This is a genomic window from Streptomyces sp. NPDC017676, assembly GCF_044329325.1.
Classification (GTDB): Bacteria; Actinomycetota; Actinomycetes; order Streptomycetales; family Streptomycetaceae; genus Streptomyces.
In genome coordinates, this window is record NZ_JBIRJA010000008.1 from 1 (window position 1) to 20,508 (window position 20,508).

The window sequence follows — 20,508 nt, forward strand, 5'->3', positions numbered from 1 at the left end:
AAACGCCCGGTTACATTCCGAACCCGGAAGCTAAGCCTCACAGCGCCGATGGTACTGCAGGGGGGACCCTGTGGGAGAGTAGGACACCGCCGAACTCCTTTTGAAGCTCCGGCTCTTGGGCACCGCCCAGGGGCCGGAGCTTTTTTGCGTTGAGGTAAGGTCAGGGGGCATCGTTGGTTCATTTCGCACAGGAGGCCCCCGGGTGGAGGTCCAGGAGACCCGCGTCCAGACAGACCGGGTCCTCACCATCCCCAACATCCTCAGCATGGCGCGGCTCGTCGGCGTACCCCTCTTCCTGTGGTTGATCCTCAGGCCGGAGTTCGGCGGGCCGCAGAGTGATGGCTGGGCTCTCCTCGTGCTGGCCCTGAGCGGGATCAGTGACTATCTCGACGGCAAGCTCGCCCGGCGCTGGAACCAGATCAGCAGCCTCGGCCGGCTTCTCGACCCCGCCGCCGACCGCCTCTACGTGCTTTCCACCCTGGTCGGCCTCACCTGGCGGGAGATCCTGCCGCTCTGGCTGACCGGCCTCCTGCTGGCCCGGGAACTGGTTCTCCTGGTGATGGTGGGCATCCTCCGCCGGCATGGATATCCGCCGCCGCAGGTGAACTTCCTCGGGAAGGCCGCGACCTTCAACTTGATGTACGCCTTCCCGCTCCTGCTGCTCAGTGACGGAAGTGGTTGGATCGCGTCACTCGCTGCTATTTTCGGATGGGCGTTCGCCGGATGGGGTACAACCCTCTACTGGTGGGCAGGAGTGCTTTACGTGGTACAGGTCCGCCGCTTGGTTCGCGCGGACGCCACGGCCGATTGAGCTCGGTGATTGTCCAGACCTGACGCCTCGATGGCCCGCGGTGGAAAAGTGCGGGACAATCTGGACGGGTGAAGTCGGCTAGACCGTCGTCTCTTGGAGGAGGACGCTTCCGACATGAAGGCCGTCGTGATGGCCGGGGGCGAAGGCACACGCCTGCGCCCCATGACCTCTAGCATGCCCAAGCCGCTCCTGCCCGTGGCCAACCGCCCGATCATGGAGCACGTGCTACGGCTGCTCAAAAGGCACGGGCTCACCGAGACCGTTGTCACCGTTCAGTTCCTGGCATCGCTCGTCAAGAACTATTTCGGCGACGGCGAAGAACTCGGCATGGAGCTCACGTACGCCAATGAGGAGAAGCCACTCGGTACCGCCGGAAGCGTCAAGAACGCTGAAGAGGCGTTGAAGGACGATGCCTTCCTCGTCATCTCCGGCGATGCCCTGACCGACTTCGACCTCACCGAGCTGATCAATTTCCACAAGGAGAAGGGTGCTCTGGTCACGGTCTGCCTGACCCGTGTGCCCAATCCGCTGGAGTTCGGCATCACCATCGTCGACGAGGAGGGCAAGGTCGAACGCTTCCTGGAGAAGCCGACCTGGGGGCAGGTCTTCTCCGACACGGTGAACACGGGCATCTACGTCATGGAGCCCGAGGTCTTCGACTACGTCGAAGCCGATGTGCCCGTCGACTGGTCCGGTGATGTCTTCCCGCAGCTGATGAAGGAAGGCAAGCCGATCTACGGCTATGTCGCCGAGGGCTACTGGGAGGACGTCGGCACGCACGAGAGCTATGTGAAGGCCCAGGCGGACGTCCTCGAAGGCAAGGTCAACGTCGACATCGACGGCTTCGAGATCTCCCCGGGCGTGTGGGTGGCCGAGGGTGCGGAGGTGCATCCCGACGCCGTGCTGCGCGGGCCGCTGTACATCGGTGACTACGCGAAGGTCGAGGCCGGCGCGGAGATCCGGGAGCACACCGTCGTCGGCTCCAACGTCGTCGTCAAGAGCGGTGCCTTCCTGCACAAGGCCGTCGTGCACGACAACGTGTACATCGGGCAGCACAGCAACCTGCGCGGCTGTGTCGTCGGCAAGAACACCGACATCATGCGTGCGGCCCGGATCGAGGACGGCGCGGTCATCGGTGACGAGTGCCTGATCGGTGAGGAATCGATCGTTCAGGGCAATGTCCGTGTCTACCCGTTCAAGACCATCGAGGCCGGTGCCTTCGTCAACACCTCGGTGATCTGGGAGTCCCGGGGGCAGGCCCACCTGTTCGGCGCCCGGGGTGTCTCCGGCATCCTGAACGTGGAGATCACGCCGGAGCTGGCGGTGCGGCTCGCCGGTGCCTACGCGACGACCCTGAAGAAGGGGTCGACCGTCACCACGGCCCGCGACCACTCCCGGGGTGCCCGGGCGCTCAAGCGTGCGGTGATCTCCGCGCTCCAGGCCAGCGCCATCGACGTACGCGACCTGGAGAACGTGCCGCTGCCCGTGGCCCGGCAGCAGACCGCGCGCGGCAGCGCCGGCGGCATCATGATCCGGACCTCGCCGGGTGTCCCGGACTCCGTCGACATCATGTTCTTCGACGGACAGGGTGCGGACCTCTCACAGGGCAGCCAGCGCAAGCTGGACCGGGTGTTCGCACGCCAGGAGTACCGGCGGGCGTTCCCCGGTGAGATCGGTGACCTGTACTTCCCGGCCAGCGTCTTCGACTCGTACACCGGATCGCTGCTGCGGAACGTCGACACGACCGGGATAGCCGAGTCGGGCCTCAAGGTGGTCGTGGACGCCTCGAACGGCAGTGCCGGGCTCCTGCTTCCGAGCCTGCTCGGCAAGCTCGGTGTGGACTCGCTGACCATCAATCCGGGTCTGGACGAGTCCCGGCCCACCGAGACGACCGAGATGCGGCGCAAGGGGCTGGTGCGGCTCGGTGAGATCGTGGCGTCCTCGGGTGCCGCGTTCGGAGTGCGGTTCGACCCCGTCGGCGAGCGGCTGTCGCTGGTGGACGAGAAGGGCCGGATCATCGAGGACGACCGGGCGCTGCTGGTCATGCTGGACCTGGTGGCCGCAGAGCGACGCAGCGGTCGGGTGGCGCTGCCGGTCACCACGACCCGGATCGCCGAGCAGGTGGCCGCGTACCACGGCACCCAGGTCGAGTGGACGACCACCTCGCCCGACGACCTCACGCGCGTGGGGCGTGAGGAGGGAACCATCTTCGGTGGCGACGGCAAGGGCGGGTTCATCGTCCCGGAGTTCAGCGGTGTGTACGACGGCACGGCCGCCTTCGTACGCCTGATCGGGCTTGTGGCGCGGACGCAGCTCACGCTGAGCCAGATCGACGCCCGGATCCCGCGGGCGCACGTCCTCAAGCGGGACCTGGCCACGCCGTGGGCCGTCAAGGGTCTGGTGATGCGACGGGTGGTCGAGGCGGCAGGCGATCGTTCTGTCGACACCACCGACGGTGTGCGGGTCGTGGAGACCGACGGGCGCTGGGTGATGGTGTTGCCCGACCCGGCCGAGGCGGTCACCCACCTGTGGGCGGAGGGGCCGGACGACGCCTCCGCGCAGGCCTTGTTGGACGAGTGGTCGGCGGTCGTGGACAGCGCCGGCCGGTGACCGTCGGCGGCTGAGAACGGCAAAACCCGCTGCACGCGTGCGTGCCGGACAAGTGTCCCCAAGGGGGCCTGTCCGGCACGCCGGTGGGGCCGTTCGGAGGTACTGCTCGCGACATGCGACGATGTGCGGCATGCCGCAGCAACCCCCCGTTCGGAGCAGCCCCACGCGGCCGCAGCGCCCGGACGCCTCCATGTCGTTGATCACCAACGTCATGGACCACAGCCTCGACGACGGGTACGCCGAGGCCGCCGCCCGGAGGAAGTCCGAGGGCGAGGGCGGCCTGCCGAAGACGCTCCGGGCCAGGCTGGGCCTGGCCGCCGGTCTCGTCCTCGCGGCGCTCGTCGTGACCGTGGGGGCGGCACAGGCGCGCGTGACAGCACCGGTGGTGGCCAAGGAGCGCCAAGAGCTGATCGACCGCATCGACAGCGAGACCGCGGACGCGGACAAGCTCGAAAGCACCGTCGACGCGCTGCGCGACGATGTCGGCGCGCGCCAGCGGGCGGCCCTGAGGTCGAGCGGAGGCAGCGCCGAGGCGGACCTGGTGGGACTGCTGTCGGGTGCCACCGCGGTGCACGGTCCCGGTGTCAAGCTCGTCGTGAACGACGCCAAGGAGGCGAGCGGCGGCGGGGACGGTTCCAACCCCCGCGAGACGGCGGGCTTCTCCGACACCGGCCGGGTACGGGACCGCGACATGCAGCGCGTGGTCAACGGGCTGTGGGCCTCCGGGGCCGAGGCGATCTCCGTCAACGGGCAGCGGCTGACCGCCCTGTCCGCGATCAGGGCAGCGGGTGACGCGATACTGGTCGACAACAGGCCGCTGGTGCCGCCGTACACGGTGCTGGCGGTGGGGGACGGGGAGAGGTTGAGCACCAGGTTCCAGAACAGCGCCGACGGCCTGTATCTGCATGCTCTGGAGGAGAACTACGGCATCCGCGCCACCATCTCCGCGGAGGGTGACATCCGGTTGCCCGCCGCACCCAGTGTGATCGTACGCACAGCACAGCCGAAGTCCGAGAAAACCGAGAAGGGCACATCGTGATCGCCGTACTGGGCCTCGTCGTGGGAGTCGTGGCCGGCCTGTTGGTCCGGCCCGAGGTTCCGGCGGTCGTCGAGCCGTATCTGCCGATCGCCGTCGTCGCGGCGCTGGACGCCGTCTTCGGTGGTCTGCGGGCCATGCTCGACGGCATCTTCGACGACAAGGTCTTCGTGGTGTCGTTCCTGTCGAACGTGGTCGTCGCCGCCCTCATCGTGTTCCTCGGCGACAAGTTGGGCGTGGGCGCGCAGCTGTCCACGGGGGTCGTCGTGGTCCTGGGTATCCGTATCTTCTCCAACGCCGCGGCGATCCGGCGGCACGTGTTCCGGGCGTGACACCGATGAGCGAGCAGAACGACAGCAACGACAGCACCGACGGCAACGACCGGAACGATCAGCCGGAGAACCGGTTGCGCAGGGAACTGCCGGCGGAAGTGCCCGCGCCCGCGCCCGGGGCCGGGCAGTCGGCCGAGGGGGAGCCCCGGCAGCCGCTGACGGGCAGGCAGCGGCTGGTCAAGGGGCTGTGGCCGCCGCGCTTCACGCGTGCCCAACTCATCGTGGCGGTGCTGCTGTTCGGCCTGGGCTTCGGCCTGGCCGTGCAGGTGGCGTCCAACAGCGACACCGACAGCGCGCTGCGCGGAGCCCGCCAAGAAGATCTTGTGCGCATCCTCGATGAACTGGATTCGCGTACTCAGCGTCTTCAGGACGAGAAGCAGGGACTTGAGAAGCAGCGTCAGGAGCTGCAGACCAGCTCCGACCAGGCCGCGGAGGCGCGCCGGCAGACCGCCGAGAAGGAGAGGCAACTCGGCATCCTGGCGGGCACCGTGGCGGCGCAGGGTCCCGGCATCACCATGACGATCGAGGACACGAAGGGGACGGTCCAGGCGGACATGCTGCTCGACGCGATCCAGGAGTTGCGCGCGGCCGGTGCGGAGGCGATCCAGGTCAACGGGGTCCGGGTGGTCGCCGGCACCTACTTCACCGACTCCGGCAGGAGTGTGAGCGTCGACGGGAACAAGATCAACGCCCCCTATCGTTTCAAGGTCATCGGCAAGCCGCAGGACCTTGAGCCCGCGCTGAACATCCCTGGAGGCGTGGTGCAGACTCTGGAGAAGGAGCAGGCCACGGTGACCGTCGAGCGGTCGGACAAGATCGTCGTGGATGCCTTGCGACAGGCGAAGCGGCCTGACTACGCTCGGTCGTCCTCCCAGTGAACCGGCGGTGCATGGTGGCCGTCCGGCAGGGGCATGAGGTTGCGGGGGGTCGGCGCACCGAAGGGGTGGTGCGTGGTGGAAACTGTCTGGTGGATACGGACGTTGTGAGAATGTCCGGCTCGGCCGGTGTAGGCAATCAGGGTTCGTCCTGCCCCACGGGCGGGTCTGTTTCGGTCAAGGGGAATCGCCCGTGAAGTTGTTTGCGAAGTTGTTCGGCAAGAGCGCGCGAGAGGGCAGCGGCAACGCGACCGCTCGTCATCGCGCACAGCCTGACGCGGAGGGCCAGCGCCCGCTGTTCCGGGACCAGGTCGCTGGTCCGGGCGGTGACATTTCGGGAGGTCAGGGCGCGGCGTCTGTTGACCCTGCCCAGTCCGGCGGCATAGGTTTCGGGCAACCGTCAACCTCAGGTACGGGTGGAGGGTTCGCCTCCGGCCCGTACGCGTCCAACGCCCCGGCGGGGCAGCCGCGGCAGGAGGATCCGTCGATGTCGGTCCTGGTATGTACGAGGTGCGGTAACCGGAATGCGGAGAACGCCCGGTTCTGCTCCAACTGTGGGGCGCCCCTGCGTCCCGGGTTGACGCCGGAGCGGGCCTCCGAGACGACGTCCACGATCTCGATCTCGGGCCTGGAGGCCTACGACTCCGAGGCGACCGGCCAGACGCCGCTGCCGATGCTCTCCCCGGAGGCGCAGGCCGCGGTGGACGCGCTGCCGATGGGCTCGGCGCTGCTGGTGGTGCGCCGGGGGCCGAACTCGGGCAGCCGCTTCCTGCTGGACAGCGACCTGACCACGGCCGGCCGTCATCCGCAGAGCGACATCTTCCTGGACGACGTGACCGTCTCGCGGCGCCACGTGGAGTTCCGGCGCTCCCCTGACGGCTCCTTCACGGTGGCCGACGTGGGCAGCCTGAACGGCACGTACGTCAACCGGGAGCGGATCGACCAGGTCGCCCTGTCGAACGGTGACGAGGTGCAGATCGGCAAGTACCGACTGGTGTTCTACGCGAGCCGGCAGGGCATCTGACCCGCCTCCGGACTGATGTCCGGGGGGACCCCCAGGGAAGGTCCATGCTTCAAACACCGAGCGGCGGTGCCGGAAGCGGTACCGCCGCCAGGGACAGTGGGCTGATGAGCATCGGCACGGTGCTGAACGTGCTGCGCGACGAGTTCCCCGAAGTCACCATCTCCAAGATCCGCTTCCTGGAGTCGGAGGGGCTCATCGAGCCGCAGCGGACCCCGTCGGGGTACCGCAAGTTCAGCGCCGGGGACGTCGAGCGCCTCGGTCACGTCCTGAGGATGCAGCGGGACCACTATCTGCCGCTCAAGGTGATCCGTGAGCATCTGGACGCCATGGAGCGGGGTGAGGCCGTCCCGCTGCCCGTGGTGGGACGTCAGCGCACCGCGGATGATGCGCCCGCGCGCGTGGACGCGCCCACGGTGGCCAGGGTCGGCAGGGCCGAGCTGCTGGCCGCCGCGGACATCGACGAGGGCGACCTGAAGGAGTGGGAGTCCTACGGGCTGATCGCGGCGCTGGAGGACGGGGTGTACGACGCCGAGGCCGTCACCGTGGCCTCGCTGATCGCCGAACTGGGCCGGTTCGGGATCGAGCCGCGCCACCTGCGGGTGATGAAGGCCGCCGCCGACCGTGAGGCGGGCCTGGTCGACCAGGTCGTGGCCCCGCTCAGACGCCATCGCAACCCGCAGACCAGGGCACACGCCGAGGCCCGTACGAAGGAGCTGGCGGCCCTGACGGTGAAGCTGCACGCGGCCCTGGTGAAGACCGCTCTCGGCGTGCGGCTGCCCTGATCCGGCGGGCCGTGGAGCGGCCGGATCGGGCACCTGTTCCCGGCCCGACTACCCAAACGTCCCGGGCACGGCCTAGGGTTGCTGTGTGAACGAGCTCGATGTCGTAGGTGTCCGGGTCGAAATGCCCTCCAACCAACCGATCGTGCTCCTGCGCGAAGTGGGAGGCGACCGTTACCTCCCCATCTGGATCGGGCCGGGGGAGGCGACGGCGATCGCCTTCGCCCAGCAGGGCATGGCCCCCGCGCGACCGCTGACCCACGACCTGTTCAAGGACGTGCTGGAGGCCGTCGGCCAGGAGCTGACCGAAGTGCGCATCACCGATCTGCGGGAAGGTGTCTTCTACGCGGAGCTGGTGTTCGCCAGCGGGGTCGAGGTCAGCGCCCGCCCCTCCGATGCCATAGCGCTCGCGCTGCGCACCGGGACGCCGATCTACGGCAGTGACACGGTGCTGGACGACGCCGGCATCGCCATCCCGGACGAGCAGGAGGACGAGGTGGAGAAGTTCCGCGAGTTCCTCGACCAGATCTCGCCCGAGGACTTCGGCACCAGCAGCCAGTGAGCCCTGCGACCGGCCCGTCGGTCCCGGTGTTCCACCGGGGCGGACGGCGGCCCCCCGCGGCCCTCGCCCCGGCAATTGCCTCCGGCCAGTGAGAGCGTCCTACGGCCCCTCGCCAGCGCATTCGGCTAGCCTTTCCCCGCGGTGGGACACGGGAAACCACTCCTTGGGTGATTATCACTCGGCGTGCCGAGTGTGGCGATCGTTGACGCACCCCTGGTGACTGCCTACCGTCGAGAAGGCAGGTCAAGGACGGAGGTCGGCGTGAGAACCAGCGGCGACGGTACGGCTGGGGGTGCACCCGGACGCGGTTTCGGGGAGAGCGGTCCGTACCCGCCCCCGAGCTCGCGGCCGCGCTCAGGCGGGGGTCATGCCCGTCCCGGCAGCGCGGTGGAGCACGCTCCGCAGCTGCCCACGGCGGTGCCGAACGGCGGAGGGGTGGCGTCCATGGCGTCCGAGGAGATCGGCTACCGGGGGCCCACGGCCTGCGCGGCCGCCGGCATCACCTACCGGCAGCTCGACTACTGGGCCCGCACCGGTCTGGTCGAGCCCAGCGTACGGCCCGCCTACGGGTCGGGCACCCAGCGGCTGTACAGCTTCCGGGACGTGGTCGTCCTGAAGATCGTGAAGCGGTTCCTGGACACCGGGGTGTCCCTGCAGAACATCCGCACGGCCGTCCAGCACCTCAGGGAACGCGGTTTCCGCGACCTGGAGCGGATGACCCTGATGAGCGACGGCGCGACCGTGTACGAGTGCACCTCGCCGGACGAGGTCCACGCCCTGCTCCAGGGCGGTCAGGGCATCTTCGGGATCGCCGTCGGCGTGGTGTGGCGGGACGTGGAAAGCGCCCTCTCCCAGCTGCACGGCGAGCGCATCGACACCGGCGAGACCCTGGTCGGGCACAACCCCGCGGACGAGCTGGCCCGGCGCCGCAACCGGGCGGTCTGACCGCCGGGTCCGGCCGCCGGCTCTCGCGTAGGACGCTCCGGTCCTCCCGGCATTGTCAGTGCCGTGGTGCAGCATCGGAGATGTGAGAAACGCGCCCACGATCCTGCATCTCGACATGGATGCCTTCTTCGCCTCGGTGGAGCAGGCGTCCAAGCCGAGCCTGCGCGGGAAAGCGGTGATCGTGGGCGGCCTCGGACCGCGCGGGGTGGTGGCGACCGCGTCGTACGAGGCACGGGTGTTCGGGGTCCACTCGGCGATGCCCATGGCCCAGGCGCGCCGGCTGGCACCCAACGCCGCGTATCTGGTGCCGCGCTTCAGTCTGTACCGGGCGATCAGCGAGCAGGTGATGGCGCTGCTGCGGGAGCTGTCACCGCTGGTCGAGCCGCTGAGCCTGGACGAGGCCTTCGTGGACCTGGAGGCCGGGGGAGCGGCCTGGGACGAGGAGTCGGCGCGGCGGGCGGGGGAGAAGCTGCGCGCGGACATCCGGGCGGTCACGGGGCTCACCGGATCCGTGGGGCTCGCCGCCTCCAAGATGCTCGCGAAGATCGCCTCCGAGCAGGCCAAGCCGGACGGCCTGCGGCTGATCGAGCCGGGCACGGAGCGGGCGCTGCTGGCGCCGATGCCGGTGCGCACCCTGCCGGGGGTCGGACCGGCCACCGGGGACCATCTGCGCCGGGCCGGGATCACCACGGTGGAGGAGCTGGCGGAGGCCGGCGAGGACGAGCTGGTCCGGCTGCTCGGCAAGGCGCACGGGCACGCGCTGTACGCCATGGCCCTGGCCCGGGACGAGCGGCCCGTGGTGGCCGAGCGGGAGGCCAAGTCGGTGTCGGTGGAGGACACGTACGACGTGGACATCCACGACCGGCTGCGGGTCGGTCTGGAGGTGCAGCGGCTGGCCGACCGGTGTGTGCGGCGGCTGCGCGAGGCCGGGCTGTCCGGGCGGACCATCGTGCTGAAGGTGCGGCGGTACGACTTCTCCACCCTGACCCGCTCCGAGACGCTCAGGGGGCCCACGGACGACCCCGTGGTCATCCGCGAGGCGGCGGCGCGACTGCTGGACTCCGTGGACACGACGGGCGGGGTGCGGCTGCTCGGGGTGGGGGTGTCCGGGCTCGCCGACTACACGCAGGAGGACCTGTTCGCGCAGGCGATGCCCGTGCCCGCGGCGGAGGAACCGGAGGGTGCGGTGGAGGCTGTCGTGGAGCGGGCGGAGCCCGTCGAGCGGCAGTGGCGGGCCGGGCAGGATGTGCGGCACGCGGATCACGGGCACGGATGGGTGCAGGGGAGCGGGCTGGGGCGGGTGACCGTGCGGTTCGAGACGCCGCAGTCCCCTCCGGGGCGGGTACGGACGTTCTTCGCCGACGATCCCGCGCTGGAGCCTGCTGATCCGTTGCCGTTGGTCTCGGACCCCTGCCACCCGCCCGTCCGTCCCGGCCTGCCGAGCGGTGACCGTCAGGGGGCTCCGCCCCGGACCCCGGAGGAAGCCCCCGGTCAGGCCTCCTCCGATCCCGCCAGCTTGCCGAAGTCGTGGTCCGGGACCTTGGGGGGTGAGGTCACGTCGAGGCCGTAGTGGTGGTAGAGCTGGAGCTCCTGTTCGGGGGAGAGGTGGCGACCAACGCCGAAGTCGGGGGCGTCCTTGATGAGGGCGCGTTCGAAGGGGACGTGCAGGGTGCCGTCGACGAGTTCGCTGGGCTCCAGGGGCACGAAGGCGTCCCGGGAGAACAGGCCGGTGCGTATGGCCGCCCATTCGGGCACGCCGGTCGCGTCGTCCAGGTACACCTCGTCGATGGTGCCGATCTTGGTCCCATTGCGGTCGAACGCCTTGCGGCCGATCAGGTTGCGTGGATCGATGTCGGTCTGCACGGTCCCTCTCCCTCCACGTGGTCGCAACTCATCCGTAAGCACTACAAAAGAGCACATTCAAGGAGGCGGCCACTCGAAGGCCCCGGCGTTGACCTCGCTGGTAGGCTGACAAAGGCTGCTGACCCCGTGCGGGAGAGTCCTCCGACCACCTCGGAGGCGCCGAAGGAGCAAATCCTCCCCGGAATCTCTCAGGCTCACGTACCGCACGGACGAGGTCACTCTGGAAAGCAGGGCGGATGTCGACGGCTTCCGCTCTCACCGACGGGGAAAGCCGGTGCCCACGGGTGTCCGGTGAAGCTCTCAGGTCGAGATGACAGAGGGGGAGGCCGTCGGGGTACCCGCGCCGTGGTGCCCCTCGCAGGTCGCGTCAGACCAGGAGGCCTCCGCAATGACCGCCCATCGCATTCCGCTCTCCGAACTCGAAGCGGGCACCCCGTTCGAGCAGCGCCACATCGGGCCCGACCAGGAGGCGCGGGCCAAGATGCTCGCGCAGGTCGGATACGGCTCGCTCGACGAGCTGACCGCCGCCGCGGTCCCGGATGTGATCAAGAACGCCGATGCCCTGGACCTGCCGGGCGCCCGCACCGAGGCCGAGGTGCTCGCCGAGCTGCGCTCGCTCGCCGACCGCAACCAGGTCCTCGGCTCCATGATCGGCCTGGGCTACTACGGCACCTTCACGCCGCCCGTCGTCCTGCGCAACGTCATGGAGAACCCGGCCTGGTACACGGCCTACACGCCGTACCAGCCGGAGATCTCCCAGGGCCGCCTGGAGGCTCTGCTGAACTTCCAGACCATGGTCGCCGAGCTGACCGGCCTGCCCACCTCGGGCGCCTCCCTGCTGGACGAGGGCACCGCCGCCGCCGAGGCCATGGCGCTGTCCCGGCGCATGGGCAAGAACAAGAAGGGCCTGTTCCTGGTCGACGCGGACGCGCTGCCGCAGACCATCGCCGTGATCGAGACCCGCGCCGAGCCGACCGGCGTCGAGGTGGTCGTCGCCGACCTCAGCGACGGCATCCCGGCGGACATCGCCGAGCGCGAGATCAACGGCGTGCTGATCCAGTACCCGGGCGCCTCCGGGGCCGTACGGGACATCAAGCCCGTCATCGACCAGGCGCACGAGCTGGGCGCCCTGGTCACGGTCGCCGCCGACCTGCTCGCGCTGACCCTGCTGACCTCGCCGGGCGAGCTCGGGGCGGACATCGCTGTCGGCACGACCCAGCGCTTCGGTGTGCCGATGGGCTTCGGCGGCCCGCACGCCGGCTACATGGCCGTGCACGAGAAGTTCGCGCGCAGCCTCCCCGGCCGGCTCGTCGGGGTCTCCGTCGACATCGACGGCAACAAGGCCTACCGCCTGGCGCTGCAGACCCGTGAGCAGCACATCCGCCGGGAGAAGGCCACCAGCAACATCTGCACCGCGCAGGTGCTGCTCGCCGTGATGGCCGGCATGTACGCCGTCTACCACGGTCCGGAGGGCCTGCAGACCATCGCCCGGCGCACGCACCGGTACGCCACCATCCTCGCCGAGGGCCTCAAGGCCGGTGGCGTGGAGATCGTCCACGGCGCCTACTTCGACACCGTCACCGCGCGCGTGCCCGGCAAGGCCGCCGCGGTCGTCGCCGCCGCCCGCGAGAACGGGGTCAACCTGCGTCTCGTCGACGCCGACCACGTCTCGGCGGCCTGTGACGAGACCACCAACCGGGCCCAGCTGGCCGCCGTCTTCGCCGCCTTCGGTGTCGACGGCGACATCGACGCGCTGGACGAGAGCGCCGAGGACACCCTGCCCGAGGCGCTGCTGCGCACCGACGCCTACCTCACCCACCCGGTCTTCCACCAGCACCGCTCCGAGACCGCGATGCTGCGCTACCTGCGCAAGCTGGCCGACCGCGACTACGCGCTCGACCGCGGCATGATCCCGCTGGGCTCCTGCACCATGAAGCTCAACGCGACCACGGAGATGGAGCCGGTCACCTGGCCCGAGTTCGGGCAGCTGCACCCCTTCGCGCCCGCCGAGCAGGCGCAGGGCTACCTCACGCTCATCCACGAGCTGGAGGACCGCCTCGCCGAGGTCACCGGCTACGACAAGGTCTCCCTCCAGCCGAACGCCGGCTCCCAGGGCGAGCTGGCGGGTCTGCTGGCCGTACGCGGCTACCACCGCGCCAACGGCGACGAGCAGCGGACCGTGTGCCTCATCCCGTCCTCCGCGCACGGCACCAACGCGGCCAGCGCCGTGATGGCCGGGATGAAGGTCGTCGTCGTCAAGACCGCCGAGGACGGCGAGATCGACGTCGAGGACCTGCGCGCCAAGATCGAGCAGTACCGCGACCAGCTGGCGGTGCTGATGATCACCTACCCCTCGACGCACGGTGTGTTCGAGGAGCACGTCGCCGACATCTGCGCCCAGGTGCACGAGGCGGGCGGCCAGGTGTACGTCGACGGCGCCAACCTCAACGCGCTCGTCGGGCTCGCCAAGCCCGGCCACTTCGGCGGTGACGTCTCCCACCTGAACCTGCACAAGACGTTCTGCATCCCGCACGGCGGCGGCGGTCCGGGCGTCGGTCCGGTCGCGGTCCGCTCGCACCTGGCGCCGTACCTGCCCAACCACCCGCTGCAGCCGGAGGCCGGCCCGGAGACGGGCGTGGGCCCGATCTCGGCCGCCCCGTGGGGCAGCGCGGGCATCCTGCCGATCTCGTGGGCGTACGTCCGTCTGATGGGCGGGGAGGGCCTCAAGCGCGCCACGCAGGTCGCGGTGCTCTCCGCGAACTACGTCGCCAAGCGCCTGGAGCCGCACTACCCCGTGCTCTACACCGGCCCCGGCGGCCTCGTCGCGCACGAGTGCATCATCGACCTGCGCCCGCTGACCAAGGCGACCGGCGTGAGCGTGGACGACGTCGCCAAGCGCCTGATCGACTACGGCTTCCACGCGCCGACCATGTCCTTCCCGGTGGCCGGCACGCTGATGATCGAGCCGACCGAGTCCGAGGACCTCACCGAGCTGGACCGTTTCTGCGATGCGATGATCGCCATCCGCGCGGAGATCGAGAAGGTCGGCTCCGGCGCGTGGTCCGCCGAGGACAACCCGCTGCGGAACGCCCCGCACACCGCCGCCGCGCTCGGCGGTGAGTGGACGCACGCCTACAGCCGCGAGGAGGCCGTCTTCCCGGCCGGTGTCTCGGCCGCCGACAAGTACTGGCCGCCGGTGCGCCGCATCGACCAGGCCTACGGCGACCGCAACCTGGTGTGCTCCTGCCCGCCGCTGGACGCCTACGAGGACTGAGCGAACCGCCGGCGAAGGCCCCACCCGGGCTCCGGGCGGGGCCTTCGGGCTTTCCTACGCCGTCGCCAGCGCGACCTCGGTCGCCTTGATCAGGGCGACGACGTCGGAGCCCACGAACAGACCGAGGTCCCCGACCGCGTCCTTCGTGATCGCGGCGGTGAGTTCGCCGCCTTCCACGGCGACCCGGACCGTGGCCATGGCCTCGCCGAGCGAGAGACGGATGACCGTGCCGCGCAGCTGGTTGCGGATCGACAGACCCTCGACCTGGTTGGCGGCCAGGGAGACCTCCGTCGCCTTCACCAGGGCGGTCACCTGGGAACCCGGTGTGAGGCCGAGTTGCTCGACGGCTTCCACGGTGACGGCCGCGGTGAGGTCCTGGCCGCCCGTGAGCCGGACTTTGACAGTCGCCATGACTTCGCCCGGGTGCACCTCGGTGACGGTGCCGGGCAGCTGGTTGCGGATGCTCAGGGTCATGGGCACCCACCGTAGAGCGCCGGTCCGCTCAGGCCGGGTATGCATGGGTCTGCGTCGCTTTGACCGTCGCCCAGACCGGTGCACCCGGGTGCAGGTCCAGCTCGGCGGCGGCGACCGTCGTCAGGTCCGCCGCGAGCGGCAGCTCGCCGGTGAGGTCGGCGCGGATCTGGTCGCCGTGCGTCTCCAGGCCGGCGACCTCGCAATGCCACACGTTGCGGGCGCTGGCGCCGGAGGGCCGGTCCCGGAACAGGGTCACGGCGGAGGGAGGGAAGGCCACGAAGACCGGGCCCGACAGCTCCTCCGTGGTCGTGATCGCGGGCCCGGTGTCGAGCCGTACGGTGTGCCCCGCGGCCTGTCCGCGGTAGAGGTTGAGGCCGACGAGCCGGGCGATGTAGTCCGTGCGCGGGTGGCGGGCGATCTGGGCGGGGGTGCCCTCCTGGACGACCCGGCCGTGCTCGACGACCACCAGCCGGTCCGCGAGCACCATGGCGTCCAGCGGTTCGTGGGTGACCAGCACGGACACCGCCTCGAACTCGGCCAGATGGCGGCGGAGCCGGGCGCGGACCTCCAGACGGGTACGGGCGTCCAGGGCCGCCAGCGGCTCGTCCAGGAGCAGCAGTCTGGGGCGGGTGGCCAGGGCGCGGGCGAGGGCCACGCGCTGGGCCTGGCCGCCGGACAGGTTGCGCGGCTTGGCGCCCGCGTGGGCCGACAGGCCCATCCGCTCCAGCCAGGTCGCCGCCAGGGCGCGGGCCTCCGCCTTGCGCACGCCCCGGCAGCGAGGGCCGAACGCGACGTTGTCCAGGGCGGACAGATGGGGGAAGAGCAGGTAGTCCTGGAAGACGACGCCGACCGGGCGGGACTCCGGAGGTGTGTGGGCCAGGGGGGTGCCGTCCAGGTGGAGGTGACCGTCGGTGAGGGGCGTGAGACCGGCGAGGGCACGCAGCGCGGTGGTCTTGCCGGCGCCGTTGGGGCCCAGCAGAGCCAGGACGTCGCCTGGAGCTGCTGTGAGGGTCACGTCCAGGCGGAAGGCGCCCCGGTCGACCACGAGGTGGGCGTCGAGGCCGGAGGGCTGGTGCGGGGCTGCGGGGTCGAGGCCGGAGGGCTGGTGCGGGTGTGTGGTGGCCGGCCGGCCTTCGGCCGGCTTCCGGTGTACACCCGCACCACCCGTGCGGGTCTCGTCGTCGGGTGCGGGTGGCCCCTGTGGGGCGGGGGCGCCGTCGGCGGCTGCGGGTCCGAAATGCGTCATGACGTGGTCATCCAGCGGTCCCTGAGGCCCGCCAGTACCGCGATCGACACGGTCAGCAGGACCAGGCTGAGGGAGATGGCGGCGTCGGGGTCGTTCTGCAGGGCCAGGTAGACCGCCAGGGGCATGGTCTGGGTGCGGCCGGGGAAGTTGCCCGCGAAGGTGATCGTCGCGCCGAACTCGCCGAGCGCGCGGGCCCAGGCCAGTACCGCGCCGGCCGCGATGCCGGGCGCGATCAGGGGCAGCGTCACCCGGCGGAACGCGGTGAAGCGGGAGGCGCCGAGCGTGGCCGCCGCCTCCTCGTAGCGCGGGTCGGCGGCGCGCAGCGTGCCCTCCACGCTGATCACCAGGAACGGCATCGCGACGAACGCCTCCGCGATCACGACCCCGGTGGTGGTGAATGGCAGGGTGATGCCGAACCACGTGTCGAGCCACCGGCCGATGACGCCGTTGCGGCCCAGGGCGAGCAGCAGGGCCACACCGCCGACCACCGGCGGCAACACCAGCGGAAGGGTCACGAGGGCACGTACGAGACCCCGGCCGGGGAACTCCGTACGGGCCAGCAGCCAGGCCAGCGGCACACCGAGGACCAGGCTGACGGCGGTCGCCGCCGTGGCGCTCAGCAGGGACAACTGGAGCGCCTGCCACACCTGCGCGCCGGCCAGCTGGCCCGGCAGGCCGCGCCACGGCGCGCGGACGAGCAGCGCGAGCAGCGGCAGCAGCAGGAACGCCAGGGCCAGCACGCCCGGCAGCAGCAGCGGCAACGGCACCCCGCGTCGGCCCCCCGTGCCGGCGCGAGGGCGCCACGGCCGGTCCGTGCGGGGGCCGGTCGCGGCACCGGGCTTGTCGAGCGAGGTCACGGCTTGAGGAACCCGGCCTCGTTCAGCACCTTCTGGCCCTCGGCGGAGCGTACGAGGGCGATGAACGCCTTGGCGGCCTCGGCGTTCGGCGCGTTCTTCAGCAGCGCGATCGGGTAGTCGTTGACGGCACCGGCCGATTCGGGGAACTCCACGCCCTCCACCTTGTCACCGGCGGCCCGCACATCGGTCTTGTACACCACTGCCGCGTCGGCCTCCTTCAGTTCGACCTTGGTCAGGGCGCCCTTGACGTCCTGCTCGTAGGAGACCGGCGTGAGCTTCAGCTTGCTCGCGTCCAGGGCCTTCTGTGCGGCGGCGCCACACGGAACGGTCCTGTCGCACAGGACGACTTTCAGACCGGCCTTCGTGAGGTCCTTCAGGGAGGACACCTTGTGCGGGTTGCCCGGTACGGTGGCGATCTCCAGCTGGTTGCGGACGAAGGTGACCGGGGTGCCCGCCGTGTCCTTCGCGTCGGTCACGACGGCCATCGTCCTGGGGCTGGCCGCGGCGAACACGTCCGCCGGTGCACCGCTGGTGATGTTCGCCGCGAGCGTGTCGCTGCCGCCGAAGTTGAAGCTGACCTTCGTGCCCTGATGCTGCTTCTCGAACTCCTTGCCCAGGGCCGTGAAGCTCTCCTTCAGCGAGGCCGCCGCGAACACGGTGACCGTGCCGGAGAGCTTCGGGGACGTCGATGTGCCGGGGGAGTGGGACGAGTCGGCCGACTTCGACGAGTCGGTGGAGTCCGACGAGGAGGAGCAGGCGCTCAGTGCCATCACGGCGGCGGCCCCCGCACCGGCCAGCTGCAGTATCCGCCGGGTCCGGCGCACGGAACGGGTCATCACGGATCTACTCCTCGGTTCTGTTCGAACGACTCGGTTCTGTTCGAACGACGGTCGCGCCCGGGCACGGCCGAGTGCTGGCCGTGTGGTGATGATACTGCCGCATCTGCCAGGAGGAAGTGTTCTGTTGCATCGCATGAGCTGGGCACTCTCGGTCTACAGCTTGCACGTGCGTTTGTACGGCGTTCGTCGAACCGAGGGGTGACGGTTCAACGTGCCCGGTCAGGTCCGGTCGATGTGCACGTTCGTGGACTTCACGCGCGCGGTCGCCTCCATGCCGACCTCCAGGCCGAGTTCCTCCACCGCCTCCCGGGTCAGCAGCGAGACGAGCCGGTGCGGGCCCGCCTGGATCTCCACCTGGGCGGCGACGTCGCCGAGCTTGATCGCGGTGACGATGCCGGGGAAGGCGTTGCGGGCCGAGGTGTACGAGGCGTCCTCCTCGGCGGCGCCCGCCTTGGCCAGTTCGACCGAGAACGCGGCGAGGTCTCTGCCGTCGATGAGCCGCCGCCCGGACTCGTCGCGGTGCGTGGCCACCCGGCCGGCGTCGGCCCAGCGGCGGGCGGTGTCCGGGCTGACGCCGAGCAGCCGCGCGGCCTGACCGATCGTGTAGGACTGCATGCCGGTCACGATAGGGCCACGCCCCCGGGAACCGTGGGCGCGGGTCGGCCGTCGGAGGTGCCGCGACCGCGCCGTACCGTGCCCCGGTCCCGGCGTTCCGCCCGCGCGGCCCGGCTCAGCCCGTGTGCACCCGCGGGCGGCGTTCCCGGTCCGGTTCCGCCTCGCGCAGCACCTCGCGGGTGACCGGGGCGACCTCGCCCTGGCCGAAGAGGAAGAAGCGGAGGAAGTTGGCGAACGGACTGCCCTCGGTCCACTCGAAGTAGATGTGCGGGGTGCAGCCGGTGACGTCACGGACGTGCAGCAGCAGTGCCGCGAGGGCGTTCGGGATCGAGGCGGACTCCAGCGTCAGCACCCGATAGCGGCCGTGCAGCACCTCGCCGCGGACGGTGAGGCCCGCCTCGAACTCGGACGGGTCGGTGACCGTGACCTCGACGAAGACGAAGTCCTCCTGCTCGGGCATGTCGTTGTCGGCGCGGATCTGCTCGATCTTGTCGCGGTACTCGGCCTTGTCCCGGCGGTCCGGCTCGTTGGCGATGAACCGCATCTTGCGGCTGGCCATGTCCCGTATGAACCGTTCCGCCATGGGGTCGAGCGACACGCTGGTGACGCGCAGCTCGAAGGCGCGGGCCAGCCGGGACAGCAGGGAGACCAGCACGATGCCCGCGATGAAGCAGGCGCCGATCTTCACACCGTCGGGGCGCTCGATGACGTTCACGACGGTCGTGTAGAGGAACACCACCGAGATCACCGCGAACGTGAGGGTCCAGCCGTGCTGTCCCGCCTTGCGCGCGGCGATGGTCACGGCGATCGCGGCCGAGCTGATCAGCACCAGCACACCGGTGGCGTAGGCGCCGCCCTGCTTGTCGACGTTGGCGTCGAAGATCCAGGTCACCAGGAAGGCGACCAGGGTGAAGACGATGACCATCGGCCGCACCGCCCGCGCCCAGTGCGGAGCCATGCCGTAGCGGGGCAGGTAGCGCGGCATCAGGTTGAGCAGGCCGGCCATGGCGGAGGCGCCCGCGAACCACAGGATGGCGATCGTCGACACGTCGTACACCGTGCCGAAGGCGTTGCCGAGGTACTCGTGCGCCAGGTAGGCGAGCGCGCGGCCGTTGGCCTGGCCGCCCGTCTTGAACTCCTTCTCCGGGATCAGCAGCGTGGTGATGAAGCTGGTGGCGATCAGGAAGCAGCTCATGATCAGCGCGGCGGTGGTCAGCAGCTTCTTGGTGTCCCGGATCCGGCCCGCGGGCCGCTCTTCGGTGTCGTCGGCGTCGCCCTTCACATGCGGCATGACGGCGACACCGGTCTCGAAGCCGGACAGGCCGAGGGCGAGCTTCGGGAAGACGATCAGCGCCACGCCGATCATCACGAAGACGTTCCCGTGCTGCGCGGTCAGCGCGCTGCTCCAGTCGGTGATCACATGCCCGGCCGTGATGACGTGCCACAGGCCGGTGACGACGACGACGAGGTTGAGCCCGAGGTACACGCCCACCAGGGCGACCGCGACTCCGATCGCCTCCAGGAAGCCCTTGAGGAAGACCGCGCCGAGCAGGGCCACCAGCAGAAGGGTGATCAGCATCTGCTTGCCCTGCAGGGCCTCCGTCAGATGCGGGTTCTCCACCAGGTGGGTGGAGGCGTCGGCGGCGGACAGCGTGATGGTGATGAGGAAGTCCGTCGCCGCGAAGCCCAGCAGCGTGAGCACGAACAGCTTGCCCTGCCAGAACGACAGCAGCCGCTCCAGCATCGCGATCGAGCCCTCGCCGTGCGGGCTCTCCTCCGCGACCCGGCGGTAGACCGGCAGCGCGCCGGCCAGCGTCACGACGACGAGCACGACGGTCGCGACCGGCGAGAGCAGACCGGCGGCCAGGGCCGCGATGCCGGGCTGGTAGCCGAGGGTGGAGAAGTAGTCGACACCGGTCAGGCACATCACTCGCCACCAGCGCTGTCCCTGGTGCGGGGGCTCCGGCTCGGCGTGGGGTCCGGTGTGGCCACCGCCCTTGCCCATGTCGGACAGGCCCTCCAGCATCCACGCCCGCAGGCGGCTGGTACTGGGAGGGCGCTCGGTCGTGACCATCGGCGTGCTCCTGGTGTGCGGCTCAGCTCTTTGCGGCCATCACGCGGACGGCGGCACCAGCGTAAGCAGAGAGTGACGCCTGGGCCCATGGATCACGCCTCGGGCGGCGTCAAGCTTGCGTTAAGAATGGCCCGCGCGGGGCCGAGCCGCACCAAGAAGGGGAGGCCGGGGCGGGTCGGTCGGGGTGGGGCGGATCGGATGAGCACGGGGGAGTCGGCGGGGGAGCCGACCGGGCGGCGGCCACCGAGCGTCACCCCAGGTCCGATGCCCGGAGTACACCGAGGACCGTCTC

General features: G+C 70.2%; 18 protein-coding genes, 1 rRNA gene and 1 riboswitch. Of the genes, 12 read left to right on the forward strand and 7 right to left on the reverse strand.

Translation table 11 applies throughout. The features are described from left to right. The 11 genes from rrf to ACH4LD_RS18365 all read left to right on the forward strand — a co-directional run. Positions 1-95 (forward strand): 5S ribosomal RNA (rrf, locus tag ACH4LD_RS18315); the annotation flags it as partial. A gap of 107 nt (positions 96-202) precedes the next feature. Next, complete coding sequence (locus tag ACH4LD_RS18320; RefSeq protein ID WP_103817084.1) at positions 203-811, forward strand: CDP-alcohol phosphatidyltransferase family protein; 609 nt, start codon at positions 203-205, stop codon at positions 809-811. 114 nt (positions 812-925) lie between these two features. Next, entirely contained in the window at positions 926-3,421 is a 2,496-nt protein-coding gene (locus ACH4LD_RS18325) for a sugar phosphate nucleotidyltransferase (protein WP_398058881.1), read from the forward strand. A gap of 121 nt (positions 3,422-3,542) precedes the next feature. Then, a complete protein-coding gene (locus tag ACH4LD_RS18330; RefSeq protein WP_398058880.1) occupies positions 3,543-4,460 on the forward strand; it encodes a DUF881 domain-containing protein in 918 nt (305 codons plus the stop codon). Then, positions 4,457-4,789, forward strand: a complete 333-nt coding sequence (locus tag ACH4LD_RS18335; protein WP_003988855.1) for a small basic family protein — start codon at positions 4,457-4,459, stop codon at positions 4,787-4,789. The genes ACH4LD_RS18330 and ACH4LD_RS18335 overlap by 4 nt, the downstream gene beginning before the upstream one ends. Before the next feature lie 5 nt (positions 4,790-4,794). Continuing rightward, the gene (locus tag ACH4LD_RS18340) at positions 4,795-5,667 is read left to right on the forward strand and encodes a DUF881 domain-containing protein (RefSeq protein ID WP_398058879.1); all 873 of its coding nucleotides are present in this window, start codon (positions 4,795-4,797) and stop codon (positions 5,665-5,667) included. Between the two features lie 190 nt (positions 5,668-5,857). Next, positions 5,858-6,688: an FHA domain-containing protein gene (locus ACH4LD_RS18345; protein ID WP_398058878.1), complete on the forward strand. Its 831-nt coding sequence runs from the start codon at positions 5,858-5,860 to the stop codon at positions 6,686-6,688. 44 nt (positions 6,689-6,732) lie between these two features. After that, the gene (locus tag ACH4LD_RS18350) at positions 6,733-7,470 is read left to right on the forward strand and encodes a MerR family transcriptional regulator (protein ID WP_398058877.1); all 738 of its coding nucleotides are present in this window, start codon (positions 6,733-6,735) and stop codon (positions 7,468-7,470) included. A gap of 85 nt (positions 7,471-7,555) precedes the next feature. Then, positions 7,556-8,029, forward strand: a complete 474-nt coding sequence (locus ACH4LD_RS18355; RefSeq protein WP_026253112.1) for a bifunctional nuclease family protein — start codon at positions 7,556-7,558, stop codon at positions 8,027-8,029. A gap of 261 nt (positions 8,030-8,290) precedes the next feature. Beyond that, positions 8,291-8,974 (forward strand): MerR family transcriptional regulator, encoded by a 684-nt coding sequence (locus ACH4LD_RS18360; protein WP_132788501.1) that lies wholly within the window; start codon positions 8,291-8,293, stop codon positions 8,972-8,974. Positions 8,975-9,056: 82 nt separating this feature from the next. Beyond that, positions 9,057-10,544, forward strand: a complete 1,488-nt coding sequence (locus ACH4LD_RS18365; protein ID WP_398058876.1) for a DNA polymerase IV — start codon at positions 9,057-9,059, stop codon at positions 10,542-10,544. Here the strand turns inward: ACH4LD_RS18365 and ACH4LD_RS18370 are convergent. After that, the gene (locus tag ACH4LD_RS18370; protein WP_132788499.1) at positions 10,466-10,837 is read right to left on the reverse strand and encodes a PRC-barrel domain-containing protein; all 372 of its coding nucleotides are present in this window, start codon (positions 10,835-10,837) and stop codon (positions 10,466-10,468) included. The two genes, ACH4LD_RS18365 and ACH4LD_RS18370, sit on opposite strands and share 79 nt — an antisense overlap. A gap of 119 nt (positions 10,838-10,956) precedes the next feature. Then, a riboswitch (glycine riboswitch) is annotated at positions 10,957-11,051 on the forward strand. A gap of 174 nt (positions 11,052-11,225) precedes the next feature. Here ACH4LD_RS18370 and gcvP point away from each other — a divergent pair. Continuing rightward, the gene (gcvP, locus tag ACH4LD_RS18375) at positions 11,226-14,111 is read left to right on the forward strand and encodes an aminomethyl-transferring glycine dehydrogenase (protein WP_398058875.1); all 2,886 of its coding nucleotides are present in this window, start codon (positions 11,226-11,228) and stop codon (positions 14,109-14,111) included. A gap of 54 nt (positions 14,112-14,165) precedes the next feature. Here the strand turns inward: gcvP and ACH4LD_RS18380 are convergent, their stop codons facing one another. From ACH4LD_RS18380 to ACH4LD_RS18405, 6 genes are all read right to left on the reverse strand, one after another. Then, positions 14,166-14,585: a molybdopterin-binding protein gene (locus ACH4LD_RS18380; RefSeq protein ID WP_398058874.1), complete on the reverse strand. Its 420-nt coding sequence runs from the start codon at positions 14,583-14,585 to the stop codon at positions 14,166-14,168. A 28-nt stretch (positions 14,586-14,613) separates the two neighbouring features. Next, positions 14,614-15,831 (reverse strand): ABC transporter ATP-binding protein, encoded by a 1,218-nt coding sequence (locus tag ACH4LD_RS18385; protein ID WP_398058873.1) that lies wholly within the window; start codon positions 15,829-15,831, stop codon positions 14,614-14,616. Further along, positions 15,828-16,688 (reverse strand): molybdate ABC transporter permease subunit, encoded by an 861-nt coding sequence (gene modB, locus ACH4LD_RS18390; protein WP_398058872.1) that lies wholly within the window; start codon positions 16,686-16,688, stop codon positions 15,828-15,830. Before modB ends, ACH4LD_RS18385 begins: the two co-directional genes overlap by 4 nt. Beyond that, on the reverse strand, positions 16,685-17,524 hold the full coding sequence (gene modA, locus ACH4LD_RS18395) for a molybdate ABC transporter substrate-binding protein (protein ID WP_398058871.1): 840 nt from the start codon (positions 17,522-17,524) through the stop codon (positions 16,685-16,687). Before modA ends, modB begins: the two co-directional genes overlap by 4 nt. Positions 17,525-17,746: 222 nt before the next feature. Further along, positions 17,747-18,142 carry a molybdopterin-binding protein gene (locus tag ACH4LD_RS18400; protein ID WP_103817071.1) on the reverse strand — a complete coding sequence of 132 codons (396 nt, stop codon included), beginning with the start codon at positions 18,140-18,142 and terminating at the stop codon, positions 17,747-17,749. Positions 18,143-18,257: 115 nt separating this feature from the next. After that, on the reverse strand, positions 18,258-20,216 hold the full coding sequence (locus tag ACH4LD_RS18405; RefSeq protein WP_398058869.1) for an amino acid transporter: 1,959 nt from the start codon (positions 20,214-20,216) through the stop codon (positions 18,258-18,260). Positions 20,217-20,508 lie beyond the last annotated feature (292 nt).